Annotated in this window: 10 protein-coding genes and 1 pseudogene; 8 read left to right on the top strand and 3 right to left on the bottom strand. The window is 67.0% G+C overall.

Annotated elements, in window-relative coordinates; translation table 11 throughout:
• Positions 1-281 (top strand): annotated as a pseudogene (locus tag ACWDTP_RS34835) (class 1b ribonucleoside-diphosphate reductase subunit alpha); the annotation flags it as partial.
• 71 nt (positions 282-352) lie between these two features.
• Here ACWDTP_RS34835 and ACWDTP_RS34830 read toward each other — a convergent pair.
• On the bottom strand, positions 353-742 hold the full coding sequence (locus tag ACWDTP_RS34830; RefSeq protein WP_450027782.1) for a DUF5997 family protein: 390 nt from the start codon (positions 740-742) through the stop codon (positions 353-355).
• A gap of 28 nt (positions 743-770) precedes the next feature.
• On the opposite strand from ACWDTP_RS34830, the gene ACWDTP_RS34825 reads away from it, so the two are divergent.
• From ACWDTP_RS34825 to ACWDTP_RS34815, 3 genes are all read left to right on the top strand, one after another.
• The gene (locus tag ACWDTP_RS34825; RefSeq protein WP_450027781.1) at positions 771-1,484 is read left to right on the top strand and encodes a LysR family substrate-binding domain-containing protein; all 714 of its coding nucleotides are present in this window, start codon (positions 771-773) and stop codon (positions 1,482-1,484) included.
• A gap of 159 nt (positions 1,485-1,643) precedes the next feature.
• Positions 1,644-3,050 carry an OFA family MFS transporter gene (locus ACWDTP_RS34820; RefSeq protein WP_450027780.1) on the top strand — a complete coding sequence of 469 codons (1,407 nt, stop codon included), beginning with the start codon at positions 1,644-1,646 and terminating at the stop codon, positions 3,048-3,050.
• Entirely contained in the window at positions 3,047-3,190 is a 144-nt protein-coding gene (locus ACWDTP_RS34815; protein WP_450027779.1) for an MFS transporter small subunit, read from the top strand. The genes ACWDTP_RS34820 and ACWDTP_RS34815 overlap by 4 nt, the downstream gene beginning before the upstream one ends.
• Here ACWDTP_RS34815 and ACWDTP_RS34810 read toward each other — a convergent pair.
• Entirely contained in the window at positions 3,187-3,762 is a 576-nt protein-coding gene (locus ACWDTP_RS34810; RefSeq protein WP_450027778.1) for a TetR/AcrR family transcriptional regulator, read from the bottom strand. The two genes, ACWDTP_RS34815 and ACWDTP_RS34810, sit on opposite strands and share 4 nt — an antisense overlap.
• 123 nt (positions 3,763-3,885) lie before the next feature.
• Here ACWDTP_RS34810 and ACWDTP_RS34805 point away from each other — a divergent pair, with 123 nt between their 5' ends.
• The gene (locus tag ACWDTP_RS34805) at positions 3,886-4,749 is read left to right on the top strand and encodes an LLM class flavin-dependent oxidoreductase (RefSeq protein WP_450027777.1); all 864 of its coding nucleotides are present in this window, start codon (positions 3,886-3,888) and stop codon (positions 4,747-4,749) included.
• Positions 4,750-4,814: 65 nt separating this feature from the next.
• Here ACWDTP_RS34805 and ACWDTP_RS34800 read toward each other — a convergent pair whose 3' ends face one another.
• Positions 4,815-5,999, bottom strand: coding sequence for an NAD(P)/FAD-dependent oxidoreductase (locus ACWDTP_RS34800; protein ID WP_450027776.1), 1,185 nt, complete (start codon positions 5,997-5,999; stop codon positions 4,815-4,817).
• A gap of 151 nt (positions 6,000-6,150) precedes the next feature.
• Here ACWDTP_RS34800 and ACWDTP_RS34795 point away from each other — a divergent pair, with 151 nt between their 5' ends.
• From ACWDTP_RS34795 to nrdF, 3 genes are all read left to right on the top strand, one after another.
• The gene (locus ACWDTP_RS34795; protein ID WP_450027775.1) at positions 6,151-6,891 is read left to right on the top strand and encodes a TetR/AcrR family transcriptional regulator; all 741 of its coding nucleotides are present in this window, start codon (positions 6,151-6,153) and stop codon (positions 6,889-6,891) included.
• Positions 6,892-6,969: 78 nt separating this feature from the next.
• Positions 6,970-8,535, top strand: a complete 1,566-nt coding sequence (locus ACWDTP_RS34790; protein ID WP_450027774.1) for a flavin-containing monooxygenase — start codon at positions 6,970-6,972, stop codon at positions 8,533-8,535.
• 51 nt (positions 8,536-8,586) lie between these two features.
• Positions 8,587-9,474, top strand: an 888-nt coding sequence (gene nrdF / locus ACWDTP_RS34785) for a class 1b ribonucleoside-diphosphate reductase subunit beta (RefSeq protein WP_450027773.1), incomplete at its 3' end; no start/stop codon positions are given.

Here is a 9,474-nt window from a genome sequence, read left to right as displayed (position 1 = left end):
ATCCGGCGCCGTACCTCACCAACGACAACCTGGAGTACTACCGGGACGCGTATGAGATCGGCTACGAGAAGATCATCGACACCTACGCCGCGGCCACCCAGCATGTGGATCAGGGCCTGAGCCTGACGCTGTTCTTCAAGGACACCGCCAACACCCGAGATGTCAACCGGGCGCAGATCTACGCGTGGCGCAAGGGCATCAAGACGCTGTACTACATCCGGTTGCGCCAGATGGCACTTCAGGGCACCGAGGTGGAGAACTGCGTCAGCTGCATGCTCTAGGGCGCCGCGTCCAGTGGCCAGTTAATGCACGGAAGTGGCGAGAAAGCGTGTGATAACTGGCCAGTCGGCGATCAGGGGCGACGCAGATCCTTCACGCGTCGCTGCTCGGCCAGCACGTTCTGGTAACTCTCGCGTTCGGCGACCAGCCAGTCCGGCTTGTCCTTGAGCAGGGCGTCGATCTGCTCGGTGGTGAGCGCGTTACCGACGCCACCACGCGCGAGCCCGGCGATCGAGACACTCAGCTTGGCCGCCACCAGGTTCTTCGGGTGCGGGCCGTTCTTGCGGAGATCCTTGAGCCACTGCGGCGGGTCGTCCTGCAGTGCGGCGAGTTCGGCGCGGGTGATCGCGTTCTCCTGGAACTCCGCGGGCGTCGCGGGCAGGTACACGTCCAGCTTCCTGGCCGCCGTGGCCGGCTTCATGGACTGCGCGTTCGGCTGATTCGCTCCGCAAGCGTCGCTCATGCACCCAGCGTATCGGTAGCCTGATGCGGTGACCCAGCCCTCGCTCACGCTCGGGTACGTGCCCGGCGGGACGCCCGCGAAGTGGGCCAGGATCTGGGCGCAGCGCCACCCCGAGACGCCGCTGCGGTTGACTGCCGTCGCCGCCGCGGATGCCGCCGACGCCGTGCGGACCGGCACGGTCGACGTGGCGTTGCTGCGGCCGCCGGCCGATACGTCCGGACTGGCCGTCATCCCGCTCTACGAGGAGACCACGGTGGCGGTGGTGCCGACCGATCACATCCTCACGGCGGTCGATGCGATCGCCGCCGCCGACCTCGACGGCGAGCCGGTGCTGCTGCCACTCGACGATGTCGTCGACTGGGCGGGCGGGCCTGGAACCCCGGTCGATCACCGGCCCGAGACCACAAAGGATGCGGTCGAACTCGTCGCCGCGGGGATCGGCGCACTCGTCGTTCCGCAGTCGCTGGCGCGGCTGTATCACCGCAAGGACCTGACCTACCGCCCGATCGCCGACGCGCCCACCTGCCCGGTGGCCCTCGCGTTCCCGGACGGGCCGCAGCCGGCACCGCTCGAAGAGTTCATCGGCATTGTGCGGGGCCGCAGAGCCGGTTCCTCGCGAGGGCAGGACGAGACGGCGCCGAAACGCACCGCCCGGGAGAAGACCCTCGCCAAGCAGGCCGCGCGTGCCGCGGCGGGCAAGGTGGCCCGCAAACCCGGCCGGGCCGAGCGCGGTCGACGCTGACCCAACCGGTGTGGCCCGGTCAGGGCAAGATTTGCATGAAACGTTTCAAAGCGGCGCGGGTTTGGTTAGAGTCCGTGATTGTTCAAATATCTGCGGCCGACCGTTCGCCGGAATGACGTGGCACGTCCGGGGGCATCGTCGGGCAACGAAAGGCCATCGATGACCGCTGTATCCGGCGCTCCGTCCACCACCGCGACCGCACCCTTCTTCAGCCGCGCACGCATCGTCGCGTCGCCCGGCTGGAGCCGATGGTTGGTGCCGCCCGCCGCGCTGTCGATCCATCTCTCCGTCGGCGCCGCCTACTCGTGGAGCGTGTTCAAGAAACCGCTCGAGGGTGCCCTCGACATCTCCGGCACCCTCAGCGCGCTGCCGTTCACCATCGGCATCGTGATGCTCGGCCTGTCGGCGGCGGTCTTCGGCACCTGGGTGGACCGCAACGGTCCCCGGATGGCCATGTTCGCGGCGATGTGCTGCTTCTGCGGCGGATGGCTGGTCGGCGCGGTGGGTTTGGCCATGCATCAGTACTGGCTGGTGCTGCTGGGCTACGGCATCCTCGGCGGCATTGGCTGGGGGATCGGCTACATCTCACCGGTCTCCACCCTGATGAAGTGGTTCCCCGACAAACCCGGTATGGCGACCGGGCTGGCCATCATGGGCTTCGGTGGCGGCGCGCTGATCGCCTCCCCGTGGTCGACGGCGATGCTCGGGGCCTTCGGCACCGACACCGCGGGCATCGCGAAGACCTTCTTCGTGCACGGTGTGGTGTACGCGGTGTTCATGTCGCTGGGCTGGTTGCTGGTGCGGGTACCCCGGTCCGACTGGCGTCCGCACGGCTGGACACCACCCGCCGTGCAGGCGGGGTCGATCGTCACCGGCGGGCAGGTGTCGGCAGGCAACGCGATCAAAACTCCGCAGTTCTGGCTGCTCTGGGTGGTCCTGTGCTTCAACGTGACCGCGGGCATCGGCATCCTGGAGAAGGCCTCACCCATCTACCAGGACTACTTCCCGATGGCGGGAGCGGCCGCGGGTGCACTGGCCGCGGCGGCGGCCGGATACGTGGCGATGCTGTCGCTGGGCAATATGCTCGGCCGCATCGGCTGGTCCAGCCTGTCCGATGTGATCGGCCGCAAGAGCGCCTACCGGCTCTACCTGGGTGTCGGTGCGCTGCTGTATCTGACCATCACCCTGATGGAGAACTCCAACAAGCTGGTGTTCCTGATCGCGACCATCGTGATCCTGTCGTTCTACGGCGCCGGCTTCGCCACCGTGCCCGCCTACCTGCGTGACCTGTTCGGCACGTTCCAGGTGGGCGCCATCCACGGCAGGCTGCTCACCGCGTGGTCGGCGGCCGGCATCCTCGGGCCGATCATCGTGAACTCGATCGCGGACAGCCAGGCCGCGGCGGGCAAGGCCGGCCCGGCTCTCTACACGCTGTCCTTCTCGATCATGATCGCGCTGCTGGTGATCGCGCTGGTGTGCAACGAGCTGATCCGGCCGGTTTCATCGAAATGGCATGAACCCGAACTGGATTCGGCCAGTCCCGTCGCGGAGGAGGCAGTCCGGTGAGTGAATCGTCCGTCGAGACCGGTGATTACACCGCCACCGTCCCGAAGGCCTATATCGGGCTCGCCTGGCTGTGGGTCGCGGTGCCGTTCGGCTACGGCGTCTACGAGTTGATCCTCAAGGTCGGCCAGCTGTTCGGCTAGCCGCGTTGTCGTAATCCGGCGACCAACAGCTCGACCATCCGCCGGGCGTCGTAGCGGGGGTCCCCCTCGGCGCCGACACACAGGTTGCCGATCGCCCGCATGAACCCGTAAGGGTCTGTGCCCGGGCGGATCTCACCGGCGGCCGCGGCCGCGTCGAGAAGCCGGGCGGAAACCGGCAGCAGCCGATCCAGAAAATAGGCGTGCAGGGTCTCGAAGCGGGCGTTGTCGGATCGCAGGGCCGCGGCGAGCCCGTGCTTGGTGACCAGGAAGTCGACGAACTGGTTGATCCACTTCTGCAGCGCGACGTACGGGGTGTTGGTCTCCAGCAGCGCGGGGCCCGCTTCGGCGCAGGCGTCGACCTGATGGCGGTACACGGCGATGATCAGGTCGGCCCGGGTGGGGAAGTGACGGTAGATCGTGCCCATCCCGACGCCGGCCCTGGCGGCGATATCGCGGACCGGCACGTCCACGCCGGAGGCGACGAATGCCGCCGCGGCGGCGTCGAGCAGGGTCTGCTGGTTACGCCGGGCGTCGGCGCGCTTCGGCGCGGGTTTCTTCTCGCGGTCCGCCACCGGGGCTCCTCCGTCCGTTGCTAAACGGAACAATGCTCCGTATCGTAAATGGAGCAGCGTTCCGCTTGTCCATGATGCCAGGGCGCGCGGCCATCCGCGCCACCGACGACAGGATTCACCACCATGTCCCACCCCGTCCGACCGCAGATCGGAATCATGACCGCGCCCATGCAGGTGACCTACCCCGAGGTCCTGCGGGTATGGCTCGAGGCCGACGCGATCCCCGAAATCGAACACGCCTGGCTGTTCGACCATCTGATGCCGATCGAGGGCGACCCGGACGGGCCGATCTTCGAAGGTTGGACCCTGCTTTCGGCGCTGGCCGCGCAGACCCGGCGACTACGCCTCGGTCTCATGGTGACCAGCAATCGGCTGCGGCCGCCCGCGATGCTCGCCAAGATCGCCACCACCGTCGACATCGTCTCGGACGGGCGGCTCGACTTCGGCATCGGGGCGGGATCGCGGCCGGGCCATCCGATCGCCCGGCGCGAGTACGAAGCACACGGCCTGCCCTACCAGGACGCCGCCGACGCCGTGGCCAGCCTGGCCGAGGCGTGCACGCTGATCCGCCGATTGTGGACCGCGGACGAACCGTTCGACTTCGACGGCCGCTACCACCAATTGACCGGCGCGCTGGGCAATCCCAAACCCGTGCAGTCGCATCCGCCCATCGTCATCGGGGGACGAGCGAAGGCCACGTTGCGGGTGGTCGCCGAACACGCCGACGTCTGGAACATTCCCGGCGGCGACATCGACGACATGATCAGCCGCAGTGCGCTATTGGACGGCTACTGCGCCGAGATCGGCCGCGACCCGGCAGCGATCACCCGATCCGCGGCCCTGTCGGTGTCCTACGCCAACCCCGATGAGACGCGGCGTGCCATCGCCGCAGCCGTCGACGCCGGATTTCCCCACATCGTGCTGGTCCTGCCCGCGCCCTACCCGGACCAGGTGGCGCGCTGGGTCGCCGACGAACTCTGCCCCTGACGTCGAGTGGCCACTTAATACACGCGAAATGCGTTGTTGCGTGTCATAACTGGCCGGTCGACGAGCTATTTCAGGGTGTGCTGCGGGCCCTGCGCCTTCTTGTACAGCGCCTTGAGCATCCGGTCGCGGAACGCGGCGTTGTCGATCAGCTTGACGCCGGCGTTGGCCAGCCTCGGCTGCCCGATCAGCTTGTGCATGTAGCGGCCGCGCCGGTACTCCCGGCCCCACGCCGCCTCCATGCGCTGCGCGTAGTTGGTGAAGTCGCCGGGGCCGCCGTTCTGCAACGCCGCGATCGCGCACTCGCCTGCGGCCAGGCCGGACTCCAGAGCCTTCGAGATGCCCGCACCCGAGGCCGGTTTGCCCGCGCCGAGCGAGTCACCGGTGAACAGCACGCCGGGGCGCCACGGTGGCCACGCGGTGAAGCCCATCGGCAACCGCCAGGCCCGCACGCTCTTGTTCTTCTTGAGCTCCTCGATCGGCGGCAGCTCCCACTCGGGCGGCAGCGTCCGCAGGAACTCGCCGAGGAACTGGGTGGCGTTGATGGACTGCCAGTTCTTGTAGGAGTTGACGTAGCCAAGCCCGATGTTGAACAGGCCGTTGCCCATCGGGAAAACCCAGCCGTAGCCGGGCAACTGATCGCCCTGGAACACCAGCTTGAGGTAGATGTCGAGGCTGTCCGAATCGGGCCGGTTCGCGTGCATCTCCGAACGGATCGCGATCGCCGAGTAGCCGTTGTACTCCGAGTCGATCTTGAGTGCCCGCTTGATCGGGGAGTAGGCGCCGTCGGCGGCGATCACGGCGTCGCCGTACACCTTCTCGCCGCCCTTGAGTGTCACCCCGACCACCCGGCCGTCGGCGTCGAACTCGGGGCCGGCCACCTCGGCGCCCTGCCGGACCTCGGCACCGGCCGACTCGGCGTGCTTGAGCAGCACGGTGTCCAGGTGGGTGCGGCTCACTGTGTGCCCGTGATCGGGCATCCCGGGGCGCCGCGGGAAGGACAACTCCCATGCGCTGGGGCTGAACACCGTCACCCGGTTGACCCGGTGATAGGTGGCGACCTCGTCGGCCAGTCCCATCTTCTGCAGGTAGCTCACCGCACGCGCGGTCAGCCCGTCACCGCAGGGCTTGTCCCTGGGGAAGTCCGCTTTATCCAGGACGACCACCTTGGCGCCGGTCTGGGCCGCCTGCCACGCCGCGGCGGACCCCGATGGGCCGCCACCCGCTATGACCAGGTCGTATCGCTGCGTCATGAGCCTCGTCTCGTTCGTTGACTGTCGCAGAGATAGTACCCAAGCCAGATGTCTCGGGCGCGGCCGGGAAAATCGGCCGTCGGCGTGCGGGTTCGCGTGTTGGGCCACGGTCTGAGCAGGTCAGCCCTATCTGAGCGAGTACAGTGATCGCGTGCGACGAGGGTCCCGATCACATGCCACCGCTGAGGCGGGCGTCAAGGTTGATGCCCGCAGCGAGCGCTGGCGTGAGCACCGCAAGAAGGTGCGGTCCGAAATCGTCGACGCCGCGTTCCGCGCGATCGACCGGCTCGGACCCGAGGTCAGCCTGCGTGAGATCGCCGAAGAGGCAGGCACCGCCAAACCCAAGATCTACCGCCACTTCGCCGACAAATCCGATCTGTTCCAGGCCATCGGGGAGCGGCTGCGCGACGTGTTGTGGTCGGCGATCTTCCCGTCGATCAATCTCGCCGACGACCCGGCCCGCGAGGTGATCCGGCGCAGCGTCGAACAGTACGTCAGCCTCGTCGACCAACACCCCAACGTGCTGCGCTTCCTGATCCAGGGCCGGTTCGCCGAGCAGAGCGAATCGACCATGCGGGCGATCAACGAGGGCCGCGGCATCACCCTGGCCATGGCCGACATGTTCTCCCATGAGCTCCGCGAGATGGAACTGGACGGCGCGGCGCTGGAACTGGCCGCGTTCGCGATGTTCGGTGCGGCGGCGTCGGCGACGGACTGGTGGCTGGGCAGCTCCGAGGACAAACCGCGCCGGATGCCCGCCGAGGAGTTCGTCAACCATCTGACCACCATCGTGGTCGGCTCGATCAACGGCACCTGCGAGGTGCTCGGCATCTGGATCGACCCGGAGCTGCCGGTGCACGAGGGTGTGCAGTCCCGCGAACAGGTGAGCTGACCGCCTCGTTGACAGTGGCCCCCGGTGGCCGGAGACTGGCGGGTAGCCGGTACCGGCGTTCCCAGGAAGGCTCTCACCATGACGGCTGCCGAACAGACGGCACATCTTCAGCAACCCATTCGGACCCGCGCGCTGATCATCGGGTCCGGCTTCTCCGGCCTGGGCATGGCGATCGAACTGCAGCGGCGCGGCGTCGACTTCCTGATCCTGGAGAAGGCCGGCGAGATCGGCGGAACCTGGCGGGACAACACCTATCCGGGCTGCGCATGTGACATCCCGTCGCACATGTACTCGTTCTCGTTCGAGCCGAAGGCCGACTGGACGCATATGTGGTCGTTTCAGCCCGAGATCCAGGACTATCTCATGGGCGTGACCGCCAAGTACGGGCTGCGCCGCTACATCAGATTCGACACCCACGTCGACCGGGCGCACTGGGACGACACGGAGCTGCGCTGGCACGTCTTCAGCGACAACGGGCAGGAGTACATCGCCCAGTTCCTGGTGTCGGGCGCGGGCGGCCTGCACATTCCCTCCATCCCCGACATCGAGGGGCTCGACCGGTTCGGGGGCGAGACGTTCCACTCGGCGCAGTGGGATCACGGCGTCGACATCCGGGGCAAGCGGGTGGCCGTCGTCGGCACCGGGGCCAGCGCGATCCAGATCGTGCCCGAGATCGTCAAGGACGTCGCCGAGCTGCAGCTCTACCAGCGCACCCCGGCTTGGGTGATGCCGCGCGTCAACAACAGGTTCCCGCTGTGGATGCGCCGCGTGTTCAGCTATGTGCCCGGCACCCGTGCGCTGTTGCGGGCGGCCATCTACTGGATTCACGAGGGTGTCGGCTTCGCCATGACCCAGCAGCCGCGGCTGCTCAAGATCGGCGAGCTGATGGGGCGCTACAACATCAACCGCAGCATCAAAGATCCCGAGCTGCGCCGCAAGCTCACCCCGAACTACCGGGCCGGGTGCAAGCGGATCCTCAACTCCGACAGCTACTACCGCGGCATCGCCGACCCCAGGGCGCAGGTGATCACCGAACCGATCGCCCGGATGACCGGCGATGGCATCGTCACCGCCGACGGCACCGAGCATCCCGTCGACGTGGTGGTGTTCGCGACCGGCTTCCACGTCACCGACTCCTACACTTACGTCGACATCAAGGGTTCCGGCGGTGAGGACCTGGTGGACCGCTGGAACGCCGAGGGCATCCAGGCGCACCGCGGCATCGCCGTCGCGGGCATGCCCAATCTGTTCTTCCTGCTCGGCCCGAACACCGCACTCGGCCACAATTCGGTGGTCTTCATGATCGAGCAGCAGATCCGTTACGTCGGCCAGGCGATCGCCGCGGTCGATCGGGCCGGCGCCGCCGCGCTCGCACCCAGCCGCGGCGCGCAGGACGCCTTCAACGCCGGCCTGCAGCACGATCTGGCCGGTACGGTGTGGAGCACCGGAGGTTGCCACAGCTGGTACATGGACGCCCACGGCGTCAACCGCACCCTGTGGAGCGGCATGACCTGGCAGTACTGGCTGGCAACCCGAAATCTGGACCCGGACGAGTTCGAGTTCTGGGGCGGCGGAGCCGACGCCGGAGGCGACACGGCAACACAAGGTGTTGCGGTGACGGCCGCTGGTGGACCCCAGGGGTAGTGTCGGGGGCACAGTCCGGCAAACGTATTGACCTGGTGAAATGAGGTTCTGGTGGGCGAAGGCATCAAGCTGATCGACCGCGTGTCAGCGATCAACTGGAACCGGCTGCAGGACGAGAAGGACGCCGAAGTCTGGGACCGGCTGACCGGTAACTTCTGGTTGCCGGAGAAGGTGCCGGTGTCCAACGACATCCCCTCGTGGGGCACCCTGACCGCCCATGAGAAACAGATGACGATGCGGGTGTTCACCGGTCTGACGCTGCTCGACACCATCCAGGGCACGGTCGGCGCGGTCAGCCTGATCCCCGACGCGCTGACCCCGCACGAGGAAGCCGTCTACACCAACATCGCGTTCATGGAGTCGGTGCACGCCCGCAGCTACTCCAACATCTTCTCCACGCTGTGCTCGACCGCCGAGATCGACGACGCCTTCCGCTGGTCGGAGGAGAACCAGAACCTGCAGCGCAAGGCCGAGATCGTCATGCAGTACTACAAGGGTGACGAGCCGCTGAAACGCAAGGTGGCCTCCACGCTGCTGGAGAGTTTCCTGTTCTACTCGGGCTTCTACCTGCCGATGTACTGGTCCAGCCGGGCCAAGCTGACCAACACCGCCGATATGATCCGGCTGATCATCCGCGACGAGGCCGTGCACGGGTACTACATCGGATACAAGTTCCAGAAGGGCCTGGCCGTGGCCGACGAGGCCACCCGCGCGGAACTGAAGGACTACACCTACGAGCTGCTGTTCGAGCTCTACGACAACGAGGTCGAGTACACCCAGGATCTCTACGACGAGGTCGGGCTGACCGAGGACGTCAAGAAGTTCCTGCGCTACAACGCCAACAAGGCGTTGATGAACCTCGGTTACGAGGCGCTGTTCCCCAAGGACGAGACCGACGTCAACCCGGCCATCCTGTCGGCTCTCTCGCCGAACGCCGAC

This window comes from Mycobacterium sp. NPDC003449, assembly GCF_053588415.1.
Note: the sequence above shows the minus strand (reverse complement) of the source record. Positions and strands in the feature narration are given on the sequence as shown.